At 72.4% G+C, this 26,509-nt stretch carries 25 protein-coding genes; 7 read left to right on the plus strand and 18 right to left on the minus strand.

The features are described from left to right. Window positions 1–77: 77 nt before the first annotated feature. Window positions 78–1,505, plus strand: a complete 1,428-nt coding sequence (eat, locus tag ACIBNE_RS27010; protein WP_399275874.1) for an ethanolamine permease — start codon at window positions 78–80, stop codon at window positions 1,503–1,505. Between the two features lie 33 nt (window positions 1,506–1,538). After that, window positions 1,539–2,234, plus strand: coding sequence for a gamma-glutamyl-gamma-aminobutyrate hydrolase family protein (locus tag ACIBNE_RS27015; RefSeq protein WP_399275876.1), 696 nt, complete (start codon window positions 1,539–1,541; stop codon window positions 2,232–2,234). Between the two features lie 277 nt (window positions 2,235–2,511). Here ACIBNE_RS27015 and ACIBNE_RS27020 read toward each other — a convergent pair whose 3' ends face one another. Then, window positions 2,512–3,432, minus strand: a complete 921-nt coding sequence (locus tag ACIBNE_RS27020; RefSeq protein WP_399275878.1) for a LysR family transcriptional regulator — start codon at window positions 3,430–3,432, stop codon at window positions 2,512–2,514. A 70-nt stretch (window positions 3,433–3,502) separates the two neighbouring features. Between ACIBNE_RS27020 and ACIBNE_RS27025 the strand changes: the two genes are divergently transcribed. Continuing rightward, entirely contained in the window at window positions 3,503–4,564 is a 1,062-nt protein-coding gene (locus ACIBNE_RS27025; RefSeq protein WP_399275879.1) for a TDT family transporter, read from the plus strand. On the opposite strand, the gene ACIBNE_RS27030 is transcribed toward ACIBNE_RS27025, so the two are convergent. The 4 genes from ACIBNE_RS27030 to ACIBNE_RS27045 all read right to left on the minus strand — a co-directional run bounded on the left by ACIBNE_RS27030 (window position 4,503) and on the right by ACIBNE_RS27045 (window position 9,055). Continuing rightward, complete coding sequence (locus ACIBNE_RS27030; RefSeq protein ID WP_399275881.1) at window positions 4,503–5,222, minus strand: helical backbone metal receptor; 720 nt, start codon at window positions 5,220–5,222, stop codon at window positions 4,503–4,505. The genes ACIBNE_RS27025 and ACIBNE_RS27030 overlap by 62 nt on opposite strands. A 7-nt stretch (window positions 5,223–5,229) precedes the next feature. Next, complete coding sequence (locus tag ACIBNE_RS27035; protein WP_399276298.1) at window positions 5,230–5,781, minus strand: helix-turn-helix domain-containing protein; 552 nt, start codon at window positions 5,779–5,781, stop codon at window positions 5,230–5,232. A gap of 219 nt (window positions 5,782–6,000) precedes the next feature. Then, window positions 6,001–7,839: an ABC transporter permease/substrate binding protein gene (locus ACIBNE_RS27040; RefSeq protein ID WP_399275883.1), complete on the minus strand. Its 1,839-nt coding sequence runs from the start codon at window positions 7,837–7,839 to the stop codon at window positions 6,001–6,003. Then, window positions 7,832–9,055, minus strand: coding sequence for a glycine betaine/L-proline ABC transporter ATP-binding protein (locus ACIBNE_RS27045; RefSeq protein ID WP_399275886.1), 1,224 nt, complete (start codon window positions 9,053–9,055; stop codon window positions 7,832–7,834). Before ACIBNE_RS27045 ends, ACIBNE_RS27040 begins: the two co-directional genes overlap by 8 nt. Before the next feature lie 317 nt (window positions 9,056–9,372). Here ACIBNE_RS27045 and ACIBNE_RS27050 point away from each other — a divergent pair, with 317 nt between their 5' ends. The 3 genes from ACIBNE_RS27050 to ACIBNE_RS27060 all read left to right on the plus strand — a co-directional run bounded on the left by ACIBNE_RS27050 (window position 9,373) and on the right by ACIBNE_RS27060 (window position 12,306). Continuing rightward, window positions 9,373–10,278, plus strand: a complete 906-nt coding sequence (locus ACIBNE_RS27050; protein ID WP_399276300.1) for a 5'-3' exonuclease H3TH domain-containing protein — start codon at window positions 9,373–9,375, stop codon at window positions 10,276–10,278. A 48-nt stretch (window positions 10,279–10,326) separates the two neighbouring features. Further along, complete coding sequence (locus ACIBNE_RS27055) at window positions 10,327–11,145, plus strand: siderophore-interacting protein (RefSeq protein ID WP_399275888.1); 819 nt, start codon at window positions 10,327–10,329, stop codon at window positions 11,143–11,145. A gap of 186 nt (window positions 11,146–11,331) precedes the next feature. Next, window positions 11,332–12,306, plus strand: coding sequence for an ADP-ribosylglycohydrolase family protein (locus tag ACIBNE_RS27060; protein WP_399275890.1), 975 nt, complete (start codon window positions 11,332–11,334; stop codon window positions 12,304–12,306). A 59-nt stretch (window positions 12,307–12,365) separates the two neighbouring features. Here ACIBNE_RS27060 and ACIBNE_RS27065 read toward each other — a convergent pair whose 3' ends face one another. The 12 genes from ACIBNE_RS27065 to ACIBNE_RS27120 all read right to left on the minus strand — a co-directional run bounded on the left by ACIBNE_RS27065 (window position 12,366) and on the right by ACIBNE_RS27120 (window position 24,453). After that, window positions 12,366–15,194: a DEAD/DEAH box helicase gene (locus ACIBNE_RS27065; RefSeq protein ID WP_399275892.1), complete on the minus strand. Its 2,829-nt coding sequence runs from the start codon at window positions 15,192–15,194 to the stop codon at window positions 12,366–12,368. Window positions 15,195–15,239: 45 nt separating this feature from the next. After that, window positions 15,240–16,142 (minus strand): diacylglycerol kinase, encoded by a 903-nt coding sequence (locus tag ACIBNE_RS27070; protein ID WP_399275894.1) that lies wholly within the window; start codon window positions 16,140–16,142, stop codon window positions 15,240–15,242. Window positions 16,143–16,160: 18 nt separating this feature from the next. Next, window positions 16,161–17,093, minus strand: coding sequence for a twin-arginine translocase subunit TatC (gene tatC, locus ACIBNE_RS27075; RefSeq protein ID WP_399275896.1), 933 nt, complete (start codon window positions 17,091–17,093; stop codon window positions 16,161–16,163). A gap of 40 nt (window positions 17,094–17,133) precedes the next feature. Next, window positions 17,134–17,424, minus strand: coding sequence for a Sec-independent protein translocase subunit TatA (gene tatA, locus ACIBNE_RS27080; RefSeq protein WP_399275898.1), 291 nt, complete (start codon window positions 17,422–17,424; stop codon window positions 17,134–17,136). A 216-nt stretch (window positions 17,425–17,640) separates the two neighbouring features. Then, complete coding sequence (locus ACIBNE_RS27085; protein WP_399275900.1) at window positions 17,641–17,838, minus strand: hypothetical protein; 198 nt, start codon at window positions 17,836–17,838, stop codon at window positions 17,641–17,643. A gap of 26 nt (window positions 17,839–17,864) precedes the next feature. Further along, window positions 17,865–18,110 (minus strand): hypothetical protein, encoded by a 246-nt coding sequence (locus ACIBNE_RS27090; RefSeq protein WP_399275902.1) that lies wholly within the window; start codon window positions 18,108–18,110, stop codon window positions 17,865–17,867. A 5-nt stretch (window positions 18,111–18,115) separates the two neighbouring features. Then, on the minus strand, window positions 18,116–19,072 hold the full coding sequence (locus ACIBNE_RS27095) for a helix-turn-helix transcriptional regulator (protein WP_399275904.1): 957 nt from the start codon (window positions 19,070–19,072) through the stop codon (window positions 18,116–18,118). Between the two features lie 17 nt (window positions 19,073–19,089). Continuing rightward, window positions 19,090–20,046, minus strand: a complete 957-nt coding sequence (locus tag ACIBNE_RS27100; protein WP_399275906.1) for a helix-turn-helix transcriptional regulator — start codon at window positions 20,044–20,046, stop codon at window positions 19,090–19,092. A gap of 258 nt (window positions 20,047–20,304) precedes the next feature. Then, window positions 20,305–20,685, minus strand: coding sequence for an FKBP-type peptidyl-prolyl cis-trans isomerase (locus ACIBNE_RS27105; protein ID WP_399275908.1), 381 nt, complete (start codon window positions 20,683–20,685; stop codon window positions 20,305–20,307). A 72-nt stretch (window positions 20,686–20,757) separates the two neighbouring features. Continuing rightward, window positions 20,758–21,717, minus strand: a complete 960-nt coding sequence (locus ACIBNE_RS27110; RefSeq protein ID WP_399275910.1) for an FKBP-type peptidyl-prolyl cis-trans isomerase — start codon at window positions 21,715–21,717, stop codon at window positions 20,758–20,760. Between the two features lie 105 nt (window positions 21,718–21,822). Continuing rightward, on the minus strand, window positions 21,823–23,184 hold the full coding sequence (gene pafA, locus ACIBNE_RS27115) for a Pup--protein ligase (protein WP_399275912.1): 1,362 nt from the start codon (window positions 23,182–23,184) through the stop codon (window positions 21,823–21,825). Window positions 23,185–23,193: 9 nt separating this feature from the next. Beyond that, a complete protein-coding gene (locus tag ACIBNE_RS27120; protein WP_399275914.1) occupies window positions 23,194–24,453 on the minus strand; it encodes an MFS transporter in 1,260 nt (419 codons plus the stop codon). A gap of 118 nt (window positions 24,454–24,571) precedes the next feature. On the opposite strand from ACIBNE_RS27120, the gene ACIBNE_RS27125 reads away from it, so the two are divergent. Beyond that, on the plus strand, window positions 24,572–25,573 hold the full coding sequence (locus ACIBNE_RS27125; protein ID WP_399275916.1) for a LacI family DNA-binding transcriptional regulator: 1,002 nt from the start codon (window positions 24,572–24,574) through the stop codon (window positions 25,571–25,573). A gap of 124 nt (window positions 25,574–25,697) precedes the next feature. Here the strand turns inward: ACIBNE_RS27125 and prcA are convergent, their stop codons facing one another. Further along, complete coding sequence (gene prcA, locus ACIBNE_RS27130) at window positions 25,698–26,465, minus strand: proteasome subunit alpha (protein ID WP_399275918.1); 768 nt, start codon at window positions 26,463–26,465, stop codon at window positions 25,698–25,700. Window positions 26,466–26,509: the final 44 nt, after the last annotated feature.

The following is a 26,509-nucleotide window of genomic DNA, read 5'->3' on the forward strand; positions in this document are numbered from 1 at the left end:
AGGGGACTTGCGGAACGACTGCCTCGACCGCAAAGGTATGCACCCGAACCTTTGACCCCCTGTGCTGGGAGCCCCCCATGGCCAAGGACGACATCGAGGACGACGCCTATCTCAACCGCCGCACCCTCCGCAGGGGCAGCGCGGGCTGGCTGCTGCTGACCGGGCTCGGCGTGGCCTACGTCGTCTCCGGAGACTTCTCCGGCTGGAACGTCGGCCTCGCGGAGGGCGGCTTCGGCGGGCTCGCGATCGCCACCGTGCTGATGGGCACGATGTACGCCTGCCTGGTCTTCGCGCTCGCCGAACTCTCCGCCATCCTGCCTACCGCGGGCGGCGGTTACGGCTTCGCGCGCCGCGCGCTCGGCACCTGGGGCGGCTTCCTGACGGGCACCGCGATCCTCATCGAGTACGTACTGGCGCCCGCCGCGATCTCCATCTTCATCGGCGACTACGTCGAATCGCTCGGCCTGTTCGGCCTGGAGTCCGGCTGGCCCGTCTACCTCGCCTGCTTCGCGGTCTTCATCGGCATCCACCTCTGGGGCGTCGGCGAGGCGCTGCGCTTCAGCCTGGTCGTCACCGCCATCGCGGTGGCGGCGCTGCTGATCTTCGCGGTGGGGGCGTTCACCGAGTTCGACGCGGGCGGTCTCAACGACGTCCCGGTCGACGAGGACGCGCTGGGCGCCAGCTCCTGGCTGCCGTTCGGACTGCTCGGCATCTGGGCCGCGTTCCCCTTCGGCATGTGGTTCTTCCTCGGCGTGGAGGGCGTGCCGCTGGCGGCCGAGGAGGCGAAGGACCCGGTCCGTTCGATGCCCAGGGCACTGGCGATCTCGCTGACGATCCTGGTGGCGCTCGCGGTCCTCACCTTCTTCGCCGCGACGGGCGCGGGCGGCGCGAACGCCATCAAGGACGCGGGCAATCCGCTGGTCGTGGCGTTGGAGGGGGCCGGCGACCCGACCGCGCTGAGCCGCTTCGTCAACTACGCGGGCCTGGCGGGCCTGGTCGCCTCCTTCTTCTCGCTGATCTACGCGGGCTCGCGCCAGCTCTTCGCGCTCTCCCGGGCGGGCTACCTGCCGCGCTTCCTCTCCCTGACCAGCCGCCGCAAGTCCCCCTACCTCGGGCTGCTGATCCCCGGCGCGATCGGCTTCGCGCTGGCCGCGTCGACGGGCAACGGCGCGCGGATGCTGAACATCGCGGTGTTCGGCGCGACCATCTCGTACGCGCTGATGGCCCTGTCCCACATCGTGCTGCGGCGCCGCGAGCCCGCGCTGCCGCGCCCGTACCGCACGCCGGGCGGCGTGCTCACCTCGTCCGTCGCCTTCGTCCTCGCGCTCTCCGCGCTGGTGGCGACGTTCCTGGTGGACAAGGAGGCGGCGCTCATGGCGCTCGGCGTGTACGTGGTGGCGCTCGCGTACTTCGCCCTCTACAGCCGCCATCATCTGGTGGCGAACGCCCCCGAGGAGGAGTTCGCGGCGCTGGCCGCGGCCGAGGCCGAACTCTCCCGCGACTGAACACCCCACCGTACGAACAGGAGCCACGCACCAGTGACCCACCCTCTCATCGGCATCAGCACCTATCTCGACGAGGCCGCGTGGGGGGTGTGGAAGCTCCCGGCGACCCTGCTGCCCTTGGCCTACCCCCGGCTGGTGCAGCGCGCGGGCGGGACGGCGCTGATGCTGCCGCCCGACGCCCCCTCGCGCGCGGCGGCGGTCGTCGCCCGGCTCGACGGGCTCGTGATCGCCGGGGGCGCGGACGTCGAGCCCGTACGGTACGGAGCGCCCACCGACCCCCGCACGGGGCCACCGGCCCGGGAGCGGGACTCCTGGGAACTCGCCCTGATCGAGGCGGCGTTGGCGGCGGGGACGCCGCTGCTCGGCATCTGCCGGGGCATGCAGCTGCTGAACGTGGCGCTGGGCGGCACGCTGGTGCAGCACCTGGACGGCCACACCGGGGGCACGGGGGTGCTCGGCCTCCACACCGTGAAGCCGGTCCCCGGCACGCGGTACGCCTCGCTGGTGCCGGAGGCGACGGACGTCCCGACGTACCACCACCAAGCGGTGGACGCCCTGGGGAACGGCCTGCTGGCATCGGCGTACGCGGAGGACGGCACGGTGGAGGCGGTCGAACCCGCGGAGGGCGGTTCGTGGGTCCTGGGGGTGCAGTGGCACCCGGAGATGGGCACGGACGTGCGGGTGATGGAGGGGCTGGTGAGGGCAGCGGCTTCCGCCGCGCGGCCCTGACCCCACCCCCCCCTTCCCGAAACCCTCCGGGGGCCCTGCGGGGCGCGAGCCCCGTAGGGACGCGGGGAACTGCGCGAGGGTGGGGCACACGCCGCGCGTACCAACCCCGCGGCAGCGGGCTCGCCACCGGCAGGTTTTCGGGAAGGATGGGGTCTCCCCTGCTCGAGCGAAGCCGAGAGCTTGGGGAAGGGGAGGGGCCTGCCCGCCGCAGGCGAAGAGGCGCCCGCCCCGTGCGACGGGCCCCGCAAGAGACACGCGCCCCCGCGAGGGAAGCGCCCTACCCCCGGGTCAACGCCAGGAGCTCCCGCGCCGGCCCCGCGGGGACCTGCCCGGCCCGCCACACCGCCCGGAGCTCCCGCTCCAACCGCACCCCCTCCACCCGCACCGCCACCAGCCGCCGCGCGGCGATCTCCTCCCCCACCGCCAGTTCGCTGAGCACGCTCGGCCCCGCCCCGCTCACCACCGCCGCCTTCACGGCCGTCGTCGAGGCGAGTTCGAGGAGCGGCGCCGCCGACCCCCCGTACTCCGCCAGCGCCGCGTCCAGCACCTGCCGGGTCCCCGACCCCTTCTCGCGCAGGATCAGCGCGGTCGCCGCCAGTTCGGGCGCGCCCACCGGCCCCCGGCGACGCGCCCAGGGGTGCGTCGGGGCGGCCACGACGAGCAGCCGGTCCCGGCCGACCGCGACCCCGTCCAGTCCCTCGGGCACCCCGAGCCCCTCCACGAACCCCAGGTCCGCCTCCCCCGCCGCCAGGTGCGCGGCGACCGCCAACGAGTTGCCCGCGAGCAGCGACACCGCCGTGTCGGGGCGCTCGGCGCGCAGCGCGATGAGCCACCCGGGCAGCAGGTACTCCGCGATCGTCATGGACGCGGCGACGGTGAGCCGCGAGTCCCGCCGGTCGCGCAGCGCCTGCGCCCCCGCGTCGAACGCCTCCGCCGCCTCCACGATCCGCTGCGCCCAGTCCGTGACGAGCGCACCCGCGTCGGTCAGCCGGGAGCCGCGCGGCGAACGCTCCAGGAGGGCGACGCCCAGCTGGCGCTCCATGGAGCGGATCCGGCTGCTCGCCGCGGGCTGGGTGATCTCCATCTCGCGCGCCGCGCGCCCCAGGCTGCCGTGGCGCGCCACGGCGATCAGCAGCTCCAGGGCGCCCAGGTCGGGCACGCGGTGGGAGAGGGGCGCGGAACGTGCAGCTGAAGCCATAAGGTCAGTTTATGGGTACATAGGGGAAGGGGCTCTGGCGACCGGCGCCGCCCGAGCGGACCCTGGAGGCATGGTCACCCTTCGCCACCTGGGCCCCAACTGGTACGCCACCGTCATGGGGACCTCCATCGTCGCGGGCGCCGGCTACGCCCTGCCCTTCCCGATCCCCGGCCTCGCCGCCCTGTGGGCGCTCTCCGCGCTGATGCTCGCCGTCCTGCTGGCGGCCCGCGCCGCGCACTGGGCGCGCCATCCCGACCAGGCCCGCGCCCACCTCCGGGACCCGGCGGTCGCCCCGTTCTACGGCTGCCTCTCGATGGCGCTGCTGTCCGTCGGCGGCGGCTCGCTGCTCTTCGGCGCACCCGCCTGGGTCGACGGGGTGCTGTGGGTCGCGGGGACGGCACTCGGCCTGGCGGCCGCCGTCGCGGTCCCGTACCTGATGGTCGTGCGCCACGAGATCACCCCGGGCTCCGCGTCGCCGGTCTGGCTGCTGCCCGTCGTCGCGCCGATGGTGGCCGCCGCGCAGGGCCCCGCGCTGATCCCGCACCTGCCCGCGGGGCAGTGGCGGGAGGCCATGCTGCTGGGCTGCTACGCGATGTTCGGCCTGAGCCTGCTGGCGACGCTGCTGATCCTGCCGATGGTCCTCGCGCGGCTGTTCCACCACGGTCCGCTGCCCCTGGCCCTGACCCCCACGCTCTTCCTGGTGCTCGGCCCGCTCGGCCAGTCCACCACCGCCGTGAACCAGCTCGCCGACGCGGCGCCCGGCGTCGTGCCCGACCCCTACGCCCCCGCGTTCGCCGCGTTCGCCGTCGTCTACGGGGTGCCCGTGATGGGCTTCGCGCTGCTGTGGCTGGCGCTCGCCGCCGCCCTCGTGGTGCGCGCGAAGCGGGCGGGCATGGGCTTCGCGATGACCTGGTGGGGCTTCACCTTCCCCGTCGGCACGTGCGTGACGGGCGCCGCCGGGCTCGCGCACCACACGGGGCTCGCCGCCTTCAGCTGGCTGTCGGTCGGTCTCTACGGGCTGCTCCTGGCGGCCTGGGCGGTGGCCGCCTTCCACACCGGGCGCGGGCTGTTCAGCGGAGCGCTGCTCGCAGCACCCCGGGCGCCTCGGCCAGCGATGGCCCGTACCACGTGAGGTGGCGGCCGCTGACGAGCGCGGCGCGCAGCCCGGGGAACGCCTCGGGGCCGTCGTCGGCCGTGAAGCGGTACGGCTCGTCGGGCAGCACCACGAGGTCGGCGCCCGCCGCGTTCAGCGCGTCGAGCCCGATCCTCGGATAGCGATCGGGGTGCGCCCCGTACACGTTCTCGACGCCGAGCCTGCTCAGCAGCGCGCCCGCGAAGGTGTCGCGCCCCAGCACCATCCAGGGCCTGCGCCAGATCGGTACGAGGGCCCTGCGCACCGCCCGCGGCCCTACCGGCTCCACCGCGGCCCACGCCTCGTCGGCCGCGTCCAGCCAGCGGGGCCGCCCGCCGCCCGCGACGCCGCACGCCCTGAGCACCCGCTCCAGCTCGCGCAGCGCCTGCGGCAGGTCCCGCACCTCGGTGACCAGCACCTCGATGCCGCGCTCGCGCAGCGCGGCCAGGTCGGCCGCGCGGTTCTCCTCCTCGTTGGCGACGACGAGGTCGGGGCCAAGGGCCGCGACCGCGGCGACGTCGGGGTTCTTGGTGCCGCCGATCCGCGCCACGGACAGGTCAGCGGGGTGCGTGCACCAGTCGGTGGCGCCGACGAGCAGGCCGGGCGCTGAGACGGCGACGGCCTCGGTCAGCGAGGGGACCAGGGAGACGACGCGCACCCGGGCCTCAGCCGCGCGGGTCGACGGTCGCGTCGATGTGCTCGCCGACGGCGACGCTCAGGATGCGGGTGCCGGGCTCGGTGGCGCGCCACCGGTGCCGTACGCCGCCGGAGAGATAGAGCGTGTCCCCGCGCTCCAAGCGGTAGGCGCGGCCCTCGGCCTCGACCTCCACGGCGCCGTCGGCCACGTACAGGACCTCGTCGTTGCGGTGCTGGAACTCGCGCCCGGTGTCCTGCTCGCCGGTGAACTCCAGCGCGCCGAGCTGGTGGCGGCCGTGCACCAGCCTGCGCACCCCGCTCTCGCTCTCCTTGGCGCGGACCACGTCCACGGTCCGCGCGGAGTCGGCGGCGGCGCGCAGCCGCTCGGCCGTGGTCTCCAGGGCCTCGGCGACCTTGTCGAGGGAGCGTGCGCTGGGCCGCGCGCGTTCGTTCTCGATCTGGCTGAGGAAGGGCACGGAGAGTCCGCTGCGCTCGGCGACCGAGGCCAGCGTGAGCCCGAGTGATCTGCGCCGCCTGCGGACGGCGGAGCCCACCCGAAGGGCTTCCTTGTCGTCCTTCATGTCCGTCATCGTGTCAGCTCCCTCCCCGACCCACGCCCGTCATCCTTCCTGGCTCAACGCACCTTACGCAGTCGGTTCGGAAATGACGTCGGTAAATGAGCTGTCCGGATCAGTATTCGAGCCGAGCTCCCATGTTTTCCCAGTTCCGGGAATACGGGAAGGGGCGGGGCCCACCGACCGGTGGTCCCCGCCCCGTGCGGCGGCGTTCCCCTGGGGGCGTCAGCCCGCTGTCTTGGAATCTCCGGTGGTGCCGCCGGTCGGAGCCCACTTCTCGACCAGGCCCGGGTTCTCCTTGAGCCAGGAGCGCACGGCCTCCTGCTCCTTGCCCTTGCCGGTGGACTGGATCTTCGCTTCGAGGCCGGTGAGCTGCTTCTCGGTCATCTTGAAATTCTTGAGCCAGGCACCGATCTCGGGGTGCTGGGCGGCGAAGCCCTTGCGGGCCAGGGTGTGCACCCCGTCCCCCTCGCCCCAGGAGCCGCGGGGGTCCTTCAGCTTCTTCAGTTCGAAGTCGCTGTAGGCCCAGTGCGGCGACCAGAGCGTGACGACGACCGGCTCCTTCTTGGCGTACGCGCGCTTCAGCTCGGCGAGCATGCCGGGCGTGGAGCCGTCGACGACCTCGTACTCCCCTTCGAGGCCGTACTCCTTCAGGACCTTGTCCTTGAGGATTCCCATCATCCCGGCGCTGGGCTCGATGCCGACGATGCGGCCCTTGAACGTGCCGCCCTTGCCCTTGAGGTCGGCGAGCGAGTCGACGCCGTCGACGTACGAGGGGACGGCCAGCTCCAGCGAGGTGGGGCCGTACCAGGAGCCCATGTCCTCCAGTTTGTTCCCGTACTTCTTCAGGTAGCTGGCGTGGGTGGTCGGCAGCCAGGCGTCGGTCTGGAAGTCGAGCTGGCCGCCCGCGAGGCCGGTGTAGAGCGCCCCGGCCTCCAGCTGCTTGGCGTCGACCCGGAAGCCGCGCCGCTCCAGCAGCTCCTTCCAGAGGTACGTGGAGGCGATGCCCTCGTCCCACGGGATGTAGCCGACGCTGACCTTCCTGCCCTTGCCGACGTCGGCCCCCTCGGTGGCGGACGTACCGGTGGCGGGGCTGTTGCCGAAGATGCCGATGCCGCCCGCGACGAGCGCGAGGACCACGACGCCCGCGAGGGCGACGGCGGGCTGCGGCCTGGCGTTCCAGACCTTCGCGCCCCCGGTGGCGGACTGCCGGGCCTTGGCGAGCGCCCGGCGGCCGAGCGGCGAGACCTGGCTGCCGAGCGCGCCGGTCATCCGGTCCAGGTACATGGCGAGGACGACGATGGAGATGCCCGCCTCGAAGCCCAGGCCGATGTCGACGTTGCCGATGGCGCTGTAGACCGCGCCGCCGAGGCCGCCGGCGCCGACCATGCCCGCGATGACGACCATGGACAGGCCGAGCATGATCACCTGGTTGACGCCCGCCATGATCGTCGGTACGGCGAGCGGCAGCTGGACCCGGAAGAGGATGTCGCGCGGCGGCGTGCCGAACGCCTCGGCGGCCTCGACCAGCTCGCCGTCGACCTGGCGGATGCCCAGCTCGGTCATGCGGACGCCGGGCGGCAGCGCGAAGATGATCGTCGCGATGATGCCGGGGACCGGGCCGACGCCGAAGAAGACGATGCCGGGGATCAGGTAGACCATGGCGGGCATGGTCTGCATGAAGTCCATGACCGGGCGGGTCACGGCGCTGACCGCCCTGGAGCGGGACGAGGCGATGCCCAGCGGGATCGCCAGGACCAGCGTGATGACGGTCGACACCAGCACCAGCGCCAGGGTGGACATCGCCTCGTCCCAGAGCTGGACCGAGTCGATCAGCGCGAAGCCCGCGAAGGCCAGGACGCCCGCGGTCAGTCCGCGCAGCCACCAGGCGACGACGGCGAGGATGCCGGCGAAGAGCAGCGGCTCGGGGGCGGAGAGGACGGCGTAGATGCCGTCCTGCATGCCGTTGACGACGGTGCTGATGGCGTCGAAGAGCCAGGAGAGGTGGGACTGGAGCCAGTCGACGGCGGAGTCGACCCATCGGCCGAGTTCGATCCTAGGCATCGGCGGTCACCGCCTCGGTGGCGTCGGCGCCCTTCACGGCCCGGTCCGCCCCGTCGGCCCCACTGGCCCCGTCGGCCCCGCTGGCCTTGCCGGGCTCGTCGGCTTCGTCGGCCTTCCCGACCGCGACTTCGGCCGGGGGCCGCTCCGGGGTCATCGGCTCGCCTAGCACGGCGAGCAGCCTGGCCCTGGGCACGACGCCGATGAGCCTGTCCCTGTCGTCGGTGACCGCGACGGCGTCGCCGCTGGTGGAGCAGGGCGTGAAGAGGTCGACGATCGGGGTGTCGGCGTCGACGGTGGCGGGCGCGGCCCTGAGGACGTCGTCGTGCGTCCGTATCTCGGCGCCGTCGTCCGTCGTCGTGCCCATCGCGGTGTGCGGCTCGGCCATGATCGCGCCCGCGGTGAGCACCCGGGCCCGGTCGACGTCCTGGGTGAAGGAGGCGACGTAGTCGTTGGCGGGCGTGACCAGGATGTCCTCGGCGGTGCCGAGCTGGACGATCCGGCCGTCGCGCATGACGGCGATCCGGTCGCCGAGCCGCATGGCCTCGTTGAGGTCGTGGGTGATGAAGACGATGGTCTTCTTCAGCCGCTTCTGGAGTTCGAGGAGCTGGTCCTGCATGTCGCGGCGGATCAGCGGGTCAAGCGCGCTGAACGACTCGTCCATGAGCAGCAGGTCGGCGTCGGTGGCGAGCGCGCGGGCCAGGCCGACGCGCTGCTGCATGCCGCCGGACAGCTCGTCGGGCCAGGACTCCTGCCAGCCGGAGAGCCCGGCCAGCTCCAGCGCCTCCAGAGCGCGCTTCTCGCGCTCGGCGCGCGGCACGCCCTGCACTTCGAGGCCGTACGCGGCGTTCTCCAGCACGCTCCTGTGGGGGAAGAGCGCGAAGTGCTGGAACACCATGCTGATCTTGGCGGAACGGACGGCCCGCAGGTCCTTGGGGCTCAGGGCGGTCAGGTCCTGACCGTCGAAGAGCACACGGCCCGACGTGGGCTCCAGGAGTCCGTTGAGCATCCGCAGCAGCGTCGACTTGCCGGATCCGGAGAGGCCCATGACCACGAAGATCTGGCCGGGCTCGACGGAGAACGAGGCGTCGATCACCGCTGCGGTCGTACCGTCGGAGCGGAGCTCGTCGCGGCCGGTGCCGCCTTCGAGCTTCGCAACCGCTTCCACGGGTCGTCTGCCGAACACCTTGTACAAGTGCTCGGCCTGCAGCCTGGACACATACACCTCACGCGTCGAACGGAAAACGGCCTGCCACCCCCGCAGGCAGGCCGTGGAGCGGGGCGGGTTCCGCCCGCGTGCCCATTGCAATAGTTGAAACTGCGACGGGGTCCGCTCCGGGGCCGCGCCTGCCCCGGCGCGATCGAGCCAAACACGAGAGTGATCCAGGTCACCGCGGAGCCCTGCGGGAAGGCGTACGAGAAGGGATGCGGGAGGGGCGCGGGAAGGGGTGCGGGAAGGGGTGCGGGAGGGGTGCGGCGTCATCCGCTGGCGCTGTCGGTGGGGTGCGGCATGATCGGGGTGTGACGCGACGCCTGATGCTCCTCGACACCGCCTCCCTCTACTACCGCGCCTACTTCGGCGTGCCCGACTCGGTCAGGGCCCCGGACGGGACGCCGGTGAACGCCGTGCGCGGCCTGCTCGACTTCATCGCCAGGCTCGTCCAGGACCACCGCCCGGACGACCTGGTGGCCTGCATGGACGCGGACTGGCGCCCGGCCTGGCGGGTCGAGCTGATCCCCTCGTACAAGGCGCACCGCGTCGCGGAAGAGGTCCCGGACGGCCCGGACGCCGAGGAGACCCCCGACACCCTGGCGCCCCAGGTCCCGATCATCGAGTCGGTGCTGGACGCGCTGGGCATCGCCCGCGTGGGCGTGGCGGGGTACGAGGCGGACGACGTGATCGGCACGCTCACGGCCCGCGCCACGGGCCCGGTCGACATCGTCACCGGCGACCGGGACCTCTTCCAGCTGGTGGACGACGCCAAGGGGCGCCGGGTGCTCTACCCGATCAAGGGCGTGGGCTCCCCGCAGCTGACCGACGAGGCGTGGCTGCGCGAGAAGTACGGCGTGGACGGCCCCGGGTACGCCGACCTGGCGCTGCTGCGCGGCGACCCCAGCGACGGCCTGCCCGGCGTTCCCGGCATCGGCGAGAAGACGGCGGCGAAGCTGCTGGACGCGTACGGCGACCTGGCCGGGATCATGGCGGCGGTCGACGACCCGGCCGCCAGGCTCACCCCCTCGCAGCGCAAGCGACTGGACGAGGCGCGGCCGTACATCGCGGTGGCGCCCGAGGTGGTGCACGTCGCGGCCGACGTCCCGCTCCCCGACTTCGACCCGGCCCTGCCCGTCGAGCCGCTGGACCCCGCGACACTTGAGGAGCTGGCGGCGCGCTGGGGGCTGGGCGGGGCCCTCCAGCGGCTGCTCTCCACTCTCCGGGGGTGAACTGCTAGGTTAGGTAAGCCTAAGCACATACTTACAGGGGAGACCGCCGTGGCAGCTCGTTCGATCCATCACGCCGAAGTGCTGCGCACCGAGCGCATCACGCCGCACATGGTCCGCGTCACCATCGGCGGCGAGGGACTCTCCGGCTTCGGCATGGGCGAGTTCACGGACCACTACGTGAAGCTGCTGTTCCCGGCCGAGGGCGTGACGTACCCCGAGCCGTGGGACATGGACCGCATCCGCGAGGAGTTCCCCCGCGAGCAGTGGCCCGCCAACCGCACCTACACGATCCGCAGCTGGGACCCCGAGGTCCTGGAGGCGACGATCGACTTCGTGGTCCACGGCGACGAGGGCCTGGCGGGCCCGTGGGCCGCCCGGGTCGAGCCCGGCGCGGACGTGCGCATCCTCGGCCCCGGCGGCGGGTACGCCCCGGACGCGACGGCCGACTGGCACCTCCTGGTGGGCGACGAGAGCGCGCTGCCCGCGATCGCGGCGTCCCTGGAGGCCCTGCCCGACGGCGCGAAGGCGTACGCGCTCGTGGAGATCCCGGACGCGGCGGAGGAGCAGAAGATCGCCGCTCCGGGCGGCGCCGAGGTGACCTGGCTGCACCGGGGCGACCGCCCCGTGGGCGAGGCGCTGGTAGCGGCGGTCACGTCCCTGACCTTCCCCGAGGGCGCCGTGCACGCGTTCGTGCACGGCGAGGCGGGCTGGGTGAAGGACCTGCGCCGGCACCTCCGCGTGGAGCGCGAGATCCCCCGCGAGCGCCTGTCGATCTCCGGCTACTGGCGCCTGGGCCAGGCGGACGAGGCCTGGCGCGCGGTGAAGCGCGAGTGGAACGAGCAGGTGGAGCGCGAGCAGGAGTCCTGAACCCGCCCGCCTCTCAGGGGCGGCACGCGGCCCTCAGGGGCGACGCTCAGCGCGGAGGCGGCCCGAAGACCTCGGACCGCCCCCGCCTGCCGCTCCCCGAGGGAGGCACCCGCGCCCGACAGGACCAGCGGCCACGGCGGTTTCCACGATCTCAGCGTCAACCCGGCATGCCCTTAGGCTGATCGCATGATCGACCCCGTACCGCGCACGTCCAAAGCGCTCGGAACAGTCCTGGGCTCAGCCGTCGGCGACGCACTGGGCGCCCCCTTCGAGTTCGGCATGCCCGGCACGTACTCGGCCCGCTTCCCCGACGGCGTCGGGGAGATGTGCGGGGGCGGCGGCTGGGATCCGGGCGAGGCGACCGACGACACCCAGATGGCGGTCCTGGTGGCCGATTCGCTGCTGGAGCGGGGCGGCCTCGACCCCCAGGACGTCTTCGGCCGCTTCCGGCGCTGGGCCGCCGGGGATCCGAAGGACATCGGCCTCCAGACGGAGGACGTCCTGACGAACGGTCACCCCTGGGACCTGGCCGCCGCGCTGCACTTCCAGACGACGGGCCGCGCGGCGGGCAACGGCTCCCTGATGCGCGCGGCGACGTCCGCGGTGTACTTCGCCCCCGCGGGCCGCGCGGCCACGATGGCCGCGGCCGGCCGCATCGCCGCCCTCACCCACGGCGACGGCGCCGCCTGGGCGGGTACGGCGGTCTTCCACGAGCTGATACGGGTGGCCCTGACCGGCTCCGACCCGCTGACCGCGCTCCCGGACGCCGTCGCCGCGATCCCCGACGACCACCGCGCGCGGTGGGCCGTGGTCCTCGCCCCCGACTGGCACCCCGACCTGGCGACCGAGTTCAACGGAGCGGTGTGGCCCTGTCTCGGTTCGGCGCTCTGGGCACTGCGGACCACGGACTCCTTCGAGACCGCGCTCGCCGCCGCGATCGACCTGGGCGGCGACACCGATACGGTCGCCGCCGTCACCGGTGCGCTGGCCGGGGCGGTGTACGGGGCCGCCGCGATCCCGGCCCGCTGGACGGGGCCGCTCCACGTGCCTCTCCCGGGCTTCGGCGACCGGGTCCTGCGCGCGCCCGACCTCGCGGACCTGGCCCGCCGCCTGGACGCCCAGGGCCGACGCCTCGCCGACGGCGGCGCGCGCCCGTACTGAAAACGGTCCCGTCCCGCTGAACGGTCCCGACCGGCACGGGCGCCCCCGAAGGGCGGGCACTACCCCACCGAGCTGTACGCCACCACCCCGCGCAGCACCGCGTCCACCGCCTTGCGGGCGTTCTTGGCCACCGTCGAGTTCTCCTTGGGCGCCGCCGCCGCGATCTGCCCCAGCACGTCGATGACCTGCTTGCACCACCGCACGAAGTCCCCCGCCGGCATCTCCGCCTCGCGCAGCACCTCGTCCAGGCTCTTGTCGGACGCCCACTGGTAGACCGCCCAGGCGAAGCCGAGGTCGGGCTCGCGCTGGCCGACCCCCTCCGCCTGGTTGATCTTGAACTCCTCCTCCAGGCCGTCGAGCCGGCCCCAGATCCGCACCATCTCGCCGAGCGCGGCCTTGGCCTTGCCCGAGGGGACCTTCGGCGCCACCGCGTCGTCGGACTGCCGCGCCTCGTACACCAACGCCGAGACGCAGGAGGCCAGTTCGGCCGGGGACAGGCCCTCCCACACGCCGTCGCGCAGGCACTCGCTCGCCAGCAGGTCCAGCTCGCCGTAGAGCCTCGCCAGCCGCTTGCCGTGCTCGGTGACCTCGTCGCCGCGCAGGTAGTCGAGCTCGGTGAGCAGCGCGACGATGCGGTCGAAGGTGCGGGCGATGGTGTTCGTCCGGCCCTCGATGCGCCGCTCCAGCTGCTTGGTGTCGCGCTCCAGGCGGTAGTACCGCTCGGCCCACCGCGCGTGGTCCTCGCGCTCGTCGCAGCCGTGGCAGGGGTGCGCCCGCAGCTCGCCGCGCAGCCGTGCGATCTCGCGGTCGTCGGCGGCGGGCGCCCGCCCCTTGCGGTGCCGGTCGGGCACGATGTGCCCGGCCTTGGTGCGCAGCGCGGCCGCCAGGTCGCGCCGGGACTGCGGCGAGCGCGGGTTGAAGGACTTCGGGATCCGCATCCGGTCCAGCGCCTCGACGGGCACCGGGAAGTCGATCGACGCGAGGCGCTTGACCTGCCGCTCGGCCGTCAGCACCAGCGGGCGCGGCCCGTCGTGCTGCTCCATGCCCCGGTGGCCGTTGGCCCTGCCTGCGGGCAGGCCCGGGTCCAGGACAAGCGCGAGGCCGGCGAACTTGCCCGTCGGCACGTGGATGACGTCGCCCGGCTTCAGCTTCTCCAGCGAGTCCGCCGCGGCGACCCGCCGCTGCGCCGCGCCCTGCTTGGCCAGCTCCGTCTCGCGGTCCTTGAGGTCGCGGCGCAGCCGCGCGTACTCCTGGAAGTCGCCGAGGTGGCAGGTCATGCCCTCCTTGTAGCCGTCCAGGCCCTCCTCGTTGCGCTGCACCTGCCGGGCGATCCCGACGACCGACTTGTCGGCCTGGAACTGCGCGAAGGACGTTTCGAGCAGTTCGCGCGAGCGGTGCCGGCCGAACTGCTGCACGAGGTTGACGGCCATGTTGTACGACGGCCGGAAGCTGGAGCGCAGCGGGTACGTGCGGGTGCCCGCGAGGCCGGCCAGCGCGCCCGGGTCCATGCCGCGCTGCCAGAGCACCACGGCGTGGCCCTCGACGTCGATGCCGCGCCGCCCGGCCCGCCCGGTCAGCTGGGTGTACTCGCCGGGGGTGATGTCGGCGTGCTGCTCGCCGTTCCACTTGACCAGCTTCTCCAGCACCACCGAGCGCGCGGGCATGTTGATGCCGAGCGCCAGGGTCTCCGTCGCGAACACGGCCTTCACCAGGCCGCGCACGAACAGCTCCTCGACGACCTCCTTGAAGGTCGGGAGCATGCCCGCGTGGTGCGCGGCGATGCCCCGCTCCAGCGCCTCGACCCATTCGAAGTACCCGAGGACGTGCAGGTCCTCGTCGGGGATGGCGGCCGTCCTGGCCTCGACGATCGAACGCACCTCGGCGCGGGCGTCCTCGTCGTTCAGCCGCAGCCCCGCGTACAGGCACTGCTGGACCGCGGCCTCGCAGCCCGCCCGGCTGAAGATGAAGGTGATCGCGGGGAGCAGGTCGGCCGCGTCCAGCCGCTCGACGACCTCGGCCCGGCTCGGCGTCCAGATCCTGCTGCGCGACCTGCGCTCCCGCTCGCGGTCGGCCTCGCGGACCATCTTGCCGCGGCGCCGGTCGCGCGGGTTGTAGGTCTTCTGGTTCTCCATCCGGGCGAGGCGCACGAGGTCGGGGTTGACCTCGCGCCGGGACGCGCCGCGGCCGCCGTGGTCGGTCTCCTCCTCGAAGAGGTCGTACATCCGCCGCCCGGCCAGCACGTGCTGCCACAGCGGGACGGGCCGCTCCTCGGAGACGATGACCTCGGTGTCGCCGCGGACGGTGTCCAGCCAGTCGCCGAACTCCTCCGCGTTGGAGACGGTCGCCGACAGCGAGACCAGCGTGACCGACTCGGGGAGGTGGATGATCACCTCTTCCCAGACGGCGCCGCGGAAGCGGTCGGAGAGGTAGTGCACCTCGTCCATGACCACGTATCCGAGCCCGAGCAGCGCCTGCGAGCCCGCGTACAGCATGTTCCGCAGGACCTCGGTGGTCATCACGACCACCGGGGCGTCGGCGTTGACGCTGTTGTCGCCGGTCAGCAGGCCGACCTTGTCGGAGCCGTACCGCTTGGCGAGGTCCGCGTACTTCTGGTTGGACAGCGCCTTGATGGGCGTCGTGTAGAAGCACTTCTTGCCCTGGCGCAGCGCGAGGTGCACGGCGAACTCGCCGACGATCGTCTTGCCGGAGCCGGTGGGCGCGGCGACGAGCACCCCCTTGCCCGCTTCCAGGGCCCGGCACGCCTCGATCTGGAACGGGTCGAGGCCGAATTCGTACATCTCCCGGAAGGGGGCGAGTGCGGTGGCCTGCTCTGTGGCGCGGGCGCGCGCCGCCGCGTACGCCTCGGCTGGTGAAAGGTCCTCTGTCATCTCGTGAAGGAGCCTACCCGCCACCTCTGACAGTCAGCGCGATCTTTAATGCGCCTTGGGGAGCGCGAGCACCCGCACCGCGCCCGGCATGCACTCGGCGGTCAGCGGGAGGGGTCCGAGCGGCTCCCCGTCGGCGTACCCGGTGATGTCGTCGGCCGCGATCCGGATCTTCGCGGCGCGGTGGACGGTGACCTTGGGGTGGTTCAGGTGGGTGCCCTTGTAGACCTGCGGGAACACCTTGACCAGCGTCGTGCGCGAGCAGTCCCCGACGACGGTGACGTCGAACAGTCCGTCGTCCATCACGGCGTCCGCGCAGATCCGCATCCCGCCGCCGTAGGAGGAGCCGTTGCCGATCGCGACGAGCGTCGCCTCGACCTCGCGCTCGGCCCCGTCGTCGAGGGTGATGCGGTACGGGACGGGCTTGAAGGCGGCCAGTTCGACGAGCATCGCCAGGTCGTACTTGAAGCGGCCCGTCGGCCAGCGCATCCGGTTGCCCCGGTCGTTGACCCGCGAGTCGAAGCCGGAGGCGAGCACGGAGCCGAACCACCGCTCCCCCACCCGCCCGAGGTCGACGTCCCGGCCGCCGCCGCCCTTGAGCGCGTCGGCGGCGAGCCGCCCGGCGAGCGCGGGTTCCCGTACGGGCAGTCCGAGCGCCCGCGCGAAGTCGTTGCCGGTCCCGACGGCGACGACGCCGAGCGGCGTCCCCGTGCCCGCGACCGCCTGGAGGGCGAGGGACACCATGCCGTCCCCGCCCACGGCTATCAGCGCGCCGGTTCCGCCCGCGACCGCCCCGCGCGCCCTGCGCAGCGCGTCGTCGGCGTCCGCGCCGAGCACCGTGCGCACGGAGAATCCCGCGTCGCGCAAAGCGGAAGCGGCCGGTTGCGCGGCGTGCGCGCCCCGGCCGCGCCCCGCGGTGGGATTGACGAAGAGGGTGATCTCGCTGGTCACCCGGGGGACCCTACAAGGTCAGGTGACGTCGTCGTAACCGTTCAGCCGCTGCGACTGCGACCGTCCGCCGTCCGACTGCTCGGGGACGGAGGCGTTGACCGGTTCGGGCGTCAGGTCGAGCTCGGACGCCTCGTCGTCGTCCAGCTCCGCGTCGGGGTCCTTGCGCCTGCGGCGCTTGTCGTTCAGCAGCGAAATGCCGACGGCGATGAAGTAGAGCACCGCGAGCGGCCCCGCGAGGAGCAGCATCGAGATGGGTTCGCCGCCCGGCGTCGCGATCGCCGCGAACGCGGTGAGTCCGACGATCATGCCGCGCCACCAGCCCAGCATGCGGCTGCCGGTGATCACACCGGTCATGTTGAGCGCGATCAGCAGCAGCGGCAGCTCGAAGGCGAGACCGAAGACGATCACCATGCGGGTGATCAGGTCCAGGAAGTCGTCGAGCGGCAGCAGGTTCTTCACGTCGTCGGGCGTGAACCCGAGCATGATCGAAGCGGTCTGCGGCAGGATCGCGTAGGCGAGCCAGGCGCCCGCGAGGAAGAGCGGGACACCGGCCGCCACGAAGGCCAGCGAGTACCGCTTCTCGTTCTTGTGCAGGCCCGGGGCGACGAACGCCCAGAGCTGGTAGAGCCAGACGGGCGCGGCCCCGATGACGCCCGCCATGAGCGCGACCTTCAACGCGATGGTGAAGGGCGACAGCAGGCCGTTGGTCGTCATGTCGGCGCAGGGCTTGCCGTTGTCCATGGTGGTGACGCCGTTCTTGCAGCCGACCGAATCGAGGATCGGCTTCATCAGGAATTCGAAGATTTCCTTCTGGAAGAACGCAGCGACGATCACCGCCACGGCAATGGCGAGAACCGACTTCAGCAGTCGGTTGCGCAGTTCGCGCAGGTGCTCCGCCAAGGGCATGCGCCCCTCGGCGTCCTTATCCTGCTTACGGGCAGACTTGAGCAACCCACGTCCCTCTCGTACCGGCGGCTTTCAGTTGAGTGCGTCAGCCCTGAGTCGTCGGCTTCGGCTCGTTCACGGGACGCGAGCTGGTCACGTCGCCGGGGGCCGCCTGGATGGTACGGGGGGCGTCCTGCTGCTGGGCCTTGGCCGTGTCGGCAGCCGGGGCGCTCTCCGGCGCCTCGCCGTCCTTCTTCATCGCCTTCGCCTCGCTCTTCAGGATGCGGGCGGACTTGCCGAGCGAACGCGCCATGTCGGGGAGCTTCTTGGCACCGAAGAGAAGCAGGATGACCACGATGATCAGAAGGATCTCAAGGGGCTTCAGGTTGCCGATCATGTGCTACTTCCTTCTCATACTGAGGCGGTGGAGTGGGGAACGATCTCTGCCTGGTCAAACGGGTGTCCGACCAGCCGCGCCGTCAGCGATCGTAACCCGCCGTGGTAAACGCCTGGCAATGGCCGTGCGTACTCCTGGTTGCGGCCCGCACCTCGGCTGCCCGGACCACTCTCAGCAGCGTACCGCCCGCAACTGCCGTACAGCAGACCTCCTCCGCTAGCGCAGGGTGCCGCCCGCCTCGGTGAGGTCGGTGGCCGCGATCTCCAGTTCCTCCGCCGCGCGGTTGATCCGCTCCGTGGCGTGCGTCACTTGGCGGCCGAGGCGCTGGGCCTCGATGAACACCCGGATCGCCAGGACGCCGAGTACGGCGATCCCGAGGAAACCCAGGGCGATGGCGAGCATGGGCCAGAACATGGCGGGAACCTCGGTGGTTCGGAGGGTCAGGGGGCGGTGGAGTGCAGCCGCAGGGTGCTCACCCCGCCGCCCGTGAGGAGTTCCACGATGCGCTCGCCCGCGGGCTTGCGGACCGCGGCGCCGCACTCCGGGCACGTGAAGGAGTAGAAGGTCGTACGGCTGCTGCCGCCGATGGCCAGCCGCAGCGCGGGCGCGTCGAGCTCGAAGCGGGCCCGGCAGTCGGGGCAGGCCGCCTTGAAGAGCACGGGCGGGATCACGGACGCGTTCCGCATGGCCGCTACACCTGGCTCTCGTACGCGGCCAGTGCCTCGTTCGCCGCGCGCCGGGCGCTGCTCGCGAGGTCGGCGGGCTCGACGATCCTGCCGTCCCGGCCCAGCCGCAGCGCGAGCCGCCGCAGGGACGCCGGGTCGGGGGTGCGCAGCGTGATCCGCAGCCCTCCGTCGGGCAGCTCGTCCGCGCTGTCGTGCGGGTAGTACTCGGCGACCCAGCGGCCGCCCGGCCCGACCTCGACCACGACCTGGGGGTCCTCGTCCGACGGCTGCACGAGCCCCAGCGACAGGTCGCGCAGCTCCAGCTCGGGCGCCGCGGCGGGGGCGTCGAGCAGCTTGATCTCCGCGACCCGGTCGAGCCGGAAGGTGCGGCGCGCCTCGGAGAGGTGGCACCAGCCCTCCAGGTACGTGTGGCCGACCGCGAACAGCCGGATCGGGTCGACCTCGCGCTCGGTGAGCTCGTCGCGCGCGGGCGAGTAGTAGCGCAGCCACAGCCGCCGCCGCTCCGAGATCGCCCGGTCGACGTCGGCGAAGACCCCGCCCTCGGACTCGAAGGTCACCGAGAGCCGCGCGCTGGCGCCCGCCACCTCGCCGGCCGCCGCCTCCAGCTTCGCGGTGGCCCGCACCAGCGCCTGCCGGTCGCCCTCGCGCAGGCCGGGCAGGGTGGCCACGGCGCGCGCGGCCACGAGCAGCGCGGTCGCCTCGTCGGCCGCGAGCCGCAGCGGCTCGGCGACGTCATCGGGGTTGTGCCACCAGATGCGGTCGCCGTCGGTGTCGATGTCGAGGAGGTCGCCGCCGCGGAAGCTGGTCCCGCACATGGGCAGCACGTCGAGGTCGGCGATCAGCTCGTCCTCGGAGATCCCGAAGGCCCGCGCGACGTCCCCGACGCGCGCGCCGGGGCGCTCGCGCAGATAGGTCACCAGCGAGAGCATCCGCCTGGTCTGGTCGATGGCGTTCGCAGCCACAGCTCGTGTACGTCCCCTCAGCCCTTGGCCACGGCGCGCAGCCGGTCCACCACGTCGGCCCGCAGGTCCGCGGGCCCCACCACGACCACGTCCGGGCCGAACTCCACCAGCCAGGCGTCGAGTCCGTGTCCGTACGGGATCTCCAGCTCGTCCCAGCCGTCGCCGCCCTCGCGCACCGACGTCGCGCGGGAGCGCAGCGGGTAGCCGGCGCCGGACCGCAGCCGGATGCGGGCGCTGCGGGTCGCGCTCTCGCCCGCCCAGCGCTCGACCGTCTCGCGCACGGTCGACACGTCGGGCACCTCGGCGGTGAAGGCCCCGGCGCGCGACTTGACCCGGCCGGTGATCCGCGACAGCCGGAAGACCCGCTCGGCCCTGCGCTCGCGGTCCCATCCGGCGAGGTACCAGTGGCCCCGCCAGCACTCCAGCGTCCAGGGCTCGACCTGCCGCTGCTCGGGCTTGGCGGCGTTGCCCTTGCGGTAGTCGAAGGTGACGGGGCGCCGGTCGCGGCAGGCCAGCATCAGCGGCTCGAAGGCGGCCTCGTGGACCGGGATGCGCGGCTCGATGGCGCTGTGCTGGGTGTCGTACTCGTCGACCGCCTCGGGCATTCCGGCGGCGCGCAGCTTCTGCAGGGCGCCGCTGGCCGCGCCCGCGAGCCGGGCCTGCTGCCAGACGCGGGCGGCCAGGCCGAGGGCGGCGGCCTCCTCGGCGTCGAGGGTGATGGGCGGGAGGCGGTTGGAGTCGCGTCGGGCGAGGTAGCCGATGTCGCCGTCGAGGCTCTCCACGGTCTCGATGACCAGGCCGAGCTCGCGCAGGTCGTCCTTGTCGCGCTCGAACATCCGGTTGAAGGAGTCGTCGGACCCGGCTTCCAGGTACGCCTCTATGGAGCCCCGCAGTTCGCGCTTGCTCAAGGGGCGCCGCGTTCCGAGCAGGCACAGCGCAAGGTTCATCAGCCGCTCGGCCTTGGCAATCGCCATCGACGCCCTCTTTCTTCCTCGCTCTACGACCGTTGACCGTACCGCCCCGGGGTGTCGTGGCAAAAGCCAGGGGCAAAGGGTGGACGCCCCCGGGATCCCGCCGGGGAGCGCGGGACGGACCTCGGTGGAAAAGCGAGGGGGCCCGTGCCGGTTCAGGCACGGGCCCCCGGTCGGTCCCGGCGGCCGTGACGCGATCGGATCCGCGGCCGGAAACGGCCGGAATTCAGTCGCGAAACGGTCGGCCGGAGCCGTACGGCGTCAGCGCTTGGCCACGCCCACCAGGTCGCAGACGAAGATCAGCGTCTCGCCCGGGGCGATCTTGCCGCCGGCGCCGCGGTCGCCGTAGGCGAGGGCCGCGGGGATGATCAGCTGGCGGCGGCCGCCGATCCGCATGCCCTGCACGCCCTTGTCCCAGCCCTGGATGACCTGGCCGGCGCCGAGCTGGAAGTCCAGCGGGGTGCCGCGGTTCCAGGAGGCGTCGAACTCTTCGCCGGAGGAGAAGGACACACCCACGTAGTGGACCTTCACGAAGTCGCCGGCCTCGGCGACCTCGCCGTCGCCCTCCCAGATGTCCTTGATCTCAAGGTCGACGGGCGGCTCGCCGCCGGGGAAGTCGACCTCGGGCTTCTCGATGCTCACAGCAGTGTGCTCCTCATACAGTGAAACTGGACAACCGGGACAGTCTCGCATCCCGTGCGCGCGTCCGTGCGCTCAGTTGGCGGCCAGGATGTCGACGGTGAAGACGAGCGTCGACTTCGCGGGGATCTGGGCGTTGCCCTGGTCCCCGTACCCCTCCTTCGGGGGCACGACGAGCAGCACGCGGCTGCCGACCTTCTTGCCCTCCAGGCCCTTCTGCCAGCCCGGGATCACCTGGGCGAGCGGGAAGGAGGCCGGGGCGCCGCGCTTGTAGCTGCTGTCGAACTCCTTGCCGTCCTTCCAGAGCACGCCCTGGTACTGGACGGTCAGCGTGTTGGTCGCCTTGACCGCGGCGCCCGAGCCCTCGATCACGTAGTTCGAGACGAGCTTGGTCGGCGCGTCCTTCTTGGGGACGGTCAGCGAGGGGGCCTTGCCGTCGGTGTTGGTGCCGACCTTCGGCAGGTCGATGTCGTCCTGGGCGACCTCGGTGCCCTTGGCCGCGACCGGGATGGTCTGGCCCTTGACGATGTCCATCACGAACACCAGCGTGGCGTTGGGCGGGATCTCGCCCTGGCCCTGCGCGCCGTAGCCGAGCTCCGGCGGGATGGACACCTCCAGGCGGCTGCCGATCTTCTGGCCGTCCAGGGCCTTCTGCCAGCCCTCGATGACACCGCCGCCGCCGATGTTCACGTCGAACGGCTGGCCGCGGTCGAAGCTGTTGTCGAAGGGCTTGTCGCCGTCCCACAGCTGACCGAGGTAGTTGACCTGGGCCTGGTCGCCCTTCTTGAGCGCGGCGCCCTTGCCGGGGCTGATCACGCTGACCTTCAGCTCCTTGGGCGGCTTGCCCTCGCCCTTGGCGAGGGTCGGCTTCTCCCCGAACTTCGCGCCCTTGGTGATCGCGGGCAGTCCGTCCTTGCTCGTGGAAGCGGACGAAGCGGAGTCGGAAGCGTTGTTGTCGTCCTTCTTCTCGTCCCCGCAGGCCGCTGCCGACAGCAGCAGGAGCGGGACGACGAGCAGGCCTGCGAGTCGGCGCACGTGTTCCTCAGATCTCAGACATCACGGTGGTCGCCCGCCACTCTAGGGTGTGCGACGGGCCCCGCACGAGAACGTGCGGGGCCCGCGTCACGTTCCGCGGAGCCGCTACATGCCCGCGATCAGCTTCTCGACCCGGTCGTCGACCGAGCGGAACGGGTCCTTGCACAACACCGTGCGCTGCGCCTGGTCGTTCAGCTTCAGGTGCACCCAGTCGACGGTGAAGTCCCGCCGCTGCTCCTGCGCGCGGCGGATGAAGTCGCCGCGCAGCCGCGCCCTGGTGGTCTGCGGGGGCACCGACTTGCCCTCGAAGATCTTCAGGTCGTTGCAGATCCGCGTCGCCTGACCGCGCTTCTCCAGCAGGTAGTACAGCCCCCTGCGGCGGTGGATGTCGTGGTACGCGAGGTCGATCTGCGCGACCCTGGGGTGCGACATGGTCATGTTGTGCTTGGCCCGGTACCGCTCGATGAGCTTGTACTTCATGACCCAGTCGATCTCGGTGGCGATCCGGTCCAGGTCCTCCTGCTCGATCGCCTCCAGCGTGCGGCCCCAGAGCTCCAGGACCTGGGCGACCGTCCCGGTCCTGATGCCGCGGCGCTCGACGAAGTCGACCGCCTTCTCGTAGTACTCGCGCTGCACTTCGAGCGCGGACGCCTCGCGCCCGCTGGCGAGGCGCACCTTGCGCTGGCCCGTGATGTCGTGGCTGACCTCGCGGATCGCCCGGATCGGGTTCTCCAGCGTCAGGTCACGCATCACCGTGCCCGCCTCGATCATGCGCAGGACGAGGTCGGTCGCGCCGACCTTGAGCAGCATGGTCGTCTCGGACATGTTCGAGTCGCCGACGATGACGTGCAGCCTGCGGTAGCGCTCCGCGTCCGCGTGCGGCTCGTCGCGGGTGTTGATGATCGGCCGGGAGCGGGTCGTCGCCGAGGAGACGCCCTCCCAGATGTGCTCGGCCCGCTGGCTCACGCAGTACACGGCGCCGCGCGGCGTCTGGAGCACTTTGCCCGCACCGCACAGCAGCTGCCGGGTCACCAGGAACGGAATGAGAATGTCGGCGAGCCGGGAGAATTCTCCGTGGCGGGCCACCAGGTAGTTCTCGTGGCAGCCGTAGGAGTTTCCCGCCGAGTCGGTGTTGTTCTTGAAGAGATAGACGTCGCCCGCGATTCCCTCCTCGTGCAGGCGGCGTTCGGCGTCGACGAGCAGTCCTTCGAGAATGCGCTCGCCCGCCTTGTCGTGCGTGACCAGTTCGGTCACGTTGTCGCATTCGGGAGTTGCGTATTCCGGATGCGATCCCACGTCCAGGTACAGGCGGGCGCCGTTCCGCAGGAAGACATTGCTGCTGCGGCCCCATGACACAACACGGCGGAAGAGGTAGCGCGCCACTTCGTCAGGAGACAGCCGGCGCTGTCCCCTGAACGTGCACGTGACGCCGTACTCGTTCTCCAGCCCGAAAATGCGGCGGTCCATGACTGAACATTACGCCTGATGGCCTGAGCTGAAACCGGGTTCGACGGCTCGGCTTCGATCATTTTCAGAACCCGACCGCACGGTTTCCGCGGCGACGGGGGCCTTCAACACCCCTCCCGTGGCCAGCAGAACGAGCAGCGCCGCCACTCCCGCGGCCCCCGCGACCGCGAAGCCCCAGGCCGTGGAGCCCACTTCGACGGCGGGCCCGGCGGCCGCGGTCCCGACAGCGGCGCCGACGCCGAACGTGGTCACCAGCCAGGAGAACGCCTCCGTCACCGTGCCGCGCGGCGCGTGACGGTCCACCACCACGAACGCACAGGCCAGCGCGGGCGCCAGGAACACGCCCGACACCGCGGCGAGCACCGCCATCAGCGGCACGCCGGGCACCAGCGCGAGCGGCAGGTACCCCACCGCGAGCAGTCCCACGATCACCCGCAGCCGCCGCTCGGGCTCCCCGGCCCACTCGCGCGCCCCGTACACCACGCCGCCGAGCAGCGCGCCCAGGCTGAGCGCCGCCATCAGCGCGCCGTACACCCACTCGCGCCCGCGGTCGTCCGCGTACGCCACCCCCGCCACGGTGATCGACCCCAGCGCCATCCCCACGAAGAAGAACGACCCCAGCAGCACCAGCAGCCCCGGTGAGCGCAGCGCCCCCAGCCAGTGCGCCTCGCGCGGCGCCGAGCGCCAGGCCCTGGACGGCTCGGAGACCACCACGGACAGCGCGCCCAGCACGCCTATCGCGTTGACGACGACCAGCGCGGCACCCGGCGACCAGAGCGCGACGAGCACCGTCACGAGCAGCGGCCCGACGGTGAACATGACCTCCTGCGCGACGGCGTCCAGCGCGTACGCCCGGTGCACCTGATCCTCGCGGCCCAGCACGCCCGGCCACAGCGCCCGCAGGCCGCCCTCCAGGGGCGGCGTGAACAGGCCCGCGACCGCCACCGCGACGTACGCGGGCGCCACCGGGTCGATCCCCACCGCGCACAGCAGCACCATGCCGAGGCCGGACACCACGGCGGCGGGCAGCTGCACCCTGGGCTGCCCGAACAGGTCGACGGCCCGCCCGAGCAGCGGCTGGCCGACCGCGGTGGCCACTCCGTACACCGCGGCCAGCGCGCCCGCCAGGCTGTAGCCGCCGCCCTCCGCGCGGGTGAAGAGCACGATCGCGATCGAGGCGGTGGCGTTGGGCAACCGCCCGACCAGCGTCCCCGCGAGCAGCCGCGCGGCGTGCCGCGCCCGCAGGACCTCCAGGTATCCCGAAGCCATCGGGCTCCCGTCCCTTCCAGCGGCACGCCGTCCGGTGCCACACCTTTAGTGTTACGTATAACTTCCGAGGTCATACGTACCATGAGCGCTGTACCCAGGTCCATCCAGGAGGCCCGACTTGACCAGGCCCACCAGCCGTGACGTGGCGGGCGCAGCGGGCGTCTCGCAGGCCACCGTCTCCCTCGTGCTCGGGGGCAAGTGGCAGGGCCGCGTCTCCCCCGCCACCGCCGAGCGGGTCCGCGCCGCGGCCGGCACCCTCGGCTACCGGCCCAACCTCGCCGCCCGCAACCTGCGCCTCGGCCGCACCAGGACCGCACTGCTCGTGGTCCCCGCGCTCACCAACGAGTTCTTCGCCCGCGTCTACACCGGGGCCGCCGACCTCGCCGCCGCGCACGGCTTCGGCGTCGTGCTCTACCCCTCGCCCGACGGCGTCGGCCCCGCCAGGGACCCGTTCGCCTCGGCGGGCGCCGCGCTGGACGGCGTCATCGCCTCCTCGATGGCCGCGGGCGCCGTCGGGGAGCTGCGCGGCGCGGGGCTGCCGCTGGTCATGCTCGACAGCGACCCGGCCGACACCTCGTCGGGCGCGGCGGCCCACGTCAACCTCGACATCGCCGACGGCATGCGGCAGGTGACGGACCATCTGCTGGCCCTCGGCCACCGCCGCTTCCTGCACCTGGCGTCCGGCGTCCCGTCCTGGACCTTCGACGTCCGGGCCGCCGCCCTCGCCGACGCGCTGCGCGGCGCGCACGTCACGACCGCGCGCTCCGCCCACGACGTCCACGAGGCGAGCCGGGCCGCGCTCACCGCGCTCACCCTGTCGGGGCCCCGGCCCACCGCCGTGGTCTGCGACGACGACATCCTGGCCGCCGGGGCCTGCAAGGCGCTGCGGCGGCTGGGGCTGCGCGTCCCCGACGACGTCTCGGTCACCGGCTTCGACGACCTCGCGCTCGCCACCGCGGTCGAGCCCGAGCTGACCACCGTACGGCTGCCCGCCGAGCGCATCGGCGAGCGCGGCATGGCCGCCCTGCTGGCCGTTCTCGCGGACGAACGGCCCGATCCCGCTGTCCTGCCCGTGAGCCTCGTCGCACGCGCCTCCACGGCCCCGCCACCGCCCTCCTGACGCACCGGCGGCGAACCCGCGCCCGGCGGGCGCGCCGGGGCCCGGCGCCGCGCACGGAGAAGCCCCGGCCGCCCGAAGGCGACCGGGGCACGTGGGGAACGGCTCGGCGGGAAAGGCCCGGGGGCTACTCCCCGCCCTCCTCCGCCGTCTCCTCGACGTCCGACGGCGCGTCCGTCGGGGACGCCGCCGCGTCCTCCTCGCTCAGCAGGCGCGACAGCTGCCGGCCCACGATCCGCTTGAACTTGCGCTGCTGCGGGCGCGTGCGGTCCAGGACCGCGACCTCCAGCCGCTCGGCGGGGATCTCCCGGTCGCTGCCGTTGGGGTCGCGCGACAGCGCCTGTACGGCCAGCTTCAGCGCCTCGGCCAGCGTCATCCCGTCCCGGTGCCGCTGGTCCAGGAAGCCGCTGATCTGCTCCGCGTTGCCGCCGACCGCGACCGAGCCGTGCTCGTCCACGATCGAGCCGTCGTGCGGCAGCCGGTAGATCTGGTCGCCCTCGGGCTCGGCGCCGACCTCGGCGACGACCAGCTCCACCTCGTAGGGCTTCTCCGCGTTGCTGGAGAAGATGGTGCCCAGCGTCTGGGCGTAGACGTTGGCGAGCCCGCGGGCCGTCACGTCGTCGCGGTCGTAGGTGTATCCGCGCAGGTCCGCGTAGCGCACACCGCCGATCCGCAGGTTCTCGTACTCGTTGTACTTGCCGGCGGCCGCGAAGCCGATCCGGTCGTAGATCTCGCTGAACTTGTGCAGCGCGCGGGACGGGTTCTCGCCGACGAACACGATGCCGTCGGCGTACTGCAGCACGACCAGGCTGCGGCCGCGGGCGATGCCCTTCCGGGCGTACTCCGCCCGGTCGGCCATGGCCTGCTGGGGTGAGACATAGAACGGCGTCGACACCGGCTATCCGTCCCTTTCTGTCAGTGGCAAGAGGGTCATCGGAA

The sequence above is a fragment of the Streptomyces sp. NPDC050504 genome (genome assembly GCF_044458065.1).
Classification (GTDB): Bacteria; Actinomycetota; Actinomycetes; order Streptomycetales; family Streptomycetaceae; genus Streptomyces.

Bases quoted from the DNA above. Each gene is read 5' to 3' on its own strand.
- ACIBNE_RS27050 (WP_399276300.1), top strand. From the start codon at position 9,373: ATGCTCCTCGACACCGCCTCCCTCTACTACCGCGCCTACTTCGGCGTG.
- ACIBNE_RS27020 (WP_399275878.1), bottom strand. From the start codon at position 3,432: ATGGCTTCAGCTGCACGTTCCGCGCCCCTCTCCCACCGCGTGCCCGAC.
- ACIBNE_RS27065 (WP_399275892.1), bottom strand. From the start codon at position 15,194: ATGACAGAGGACCTTTCACCAGCCGAGGCGTACGCGGCGGCGCGCGCC.
- ACIBNE_RS27060 (WP_399275890.1), top strand. From the start codon at position 11,332: ATGATCGACCCCGTACCGCGCACGTCCAAAGCGCTCGGAACAGTCCTG.
- ACIBNE_RS27025 (WP_399275879.1), top strand. From the start codon at position 3,503: ATGGTCACCCTTCGCCACCTGGGCCCCAACTGGTACGCCACCGTCATG.
- eat (WP_399275874.1), top strand. From the start codon at position 78: ATGGCCAAGGACGACATCGAGGACGACGCCTATCTCAACCGCCGCACC.
- ACIBNE_RS27120 (WP_399275914.1), bottom strand. From the start codon at position 24,453: ATGGCTTCGGGATACCTGGAGGTCCTGCGGGCGCGGCACGCCGCGCGG.
- ACIBNE_RS27085 (WP_399275900.1), bottom strand. From the start codon at position 17,838: ATGTTCTGGCCCATGCTCGCCATCGCCCTGGGTTTCCTCGGGATCGCC.
- ACIBNE_RS27100 (WP_399275906.1), bottom strand. From the start codon at position 20,046: ATGGCGATTGCCAAGGCCGAGCGGCTGATGAACCTTGCGCTGTGCCTG.
- tatA (WP_399275898.1), bottom strand. From the start codon at position 17,424: ATGATCGGCAACCTGAAGCCCCTTGAGATCCTTCTGATCATCGTGGTC.
- ACIBNE_RS27035 (WP_399276298.1), bottom strand. From the start codon at position 5,781: ATGAAGGACGACAAGGAAGCCCTTCGGGTGGGCTCCGCCGTCCGCAGG.
- pafA (WP_399275912.1), bottom strand. From the start codon at position 23,184: ATGGACCGCCGCATTTTCGGGCTGGAGAACGAGTACGGCGTCACGTGC.
- ACIBNE_RS27090 (WP_399275902.1), bottom strand. From the start codon at position 18,110: ATGCGGAACGCGTCCGTGATCCCGCCCGTGCTCTTCAAGGCGGCCTGC.
- ACIBNE_RS27040 (WP_399275883.1), bottom strand. From the start codon at position 7,839: ATGCCTAGGATCGAACTCGGCCGATGGGTCGACTCCGCCGTCGACTGG.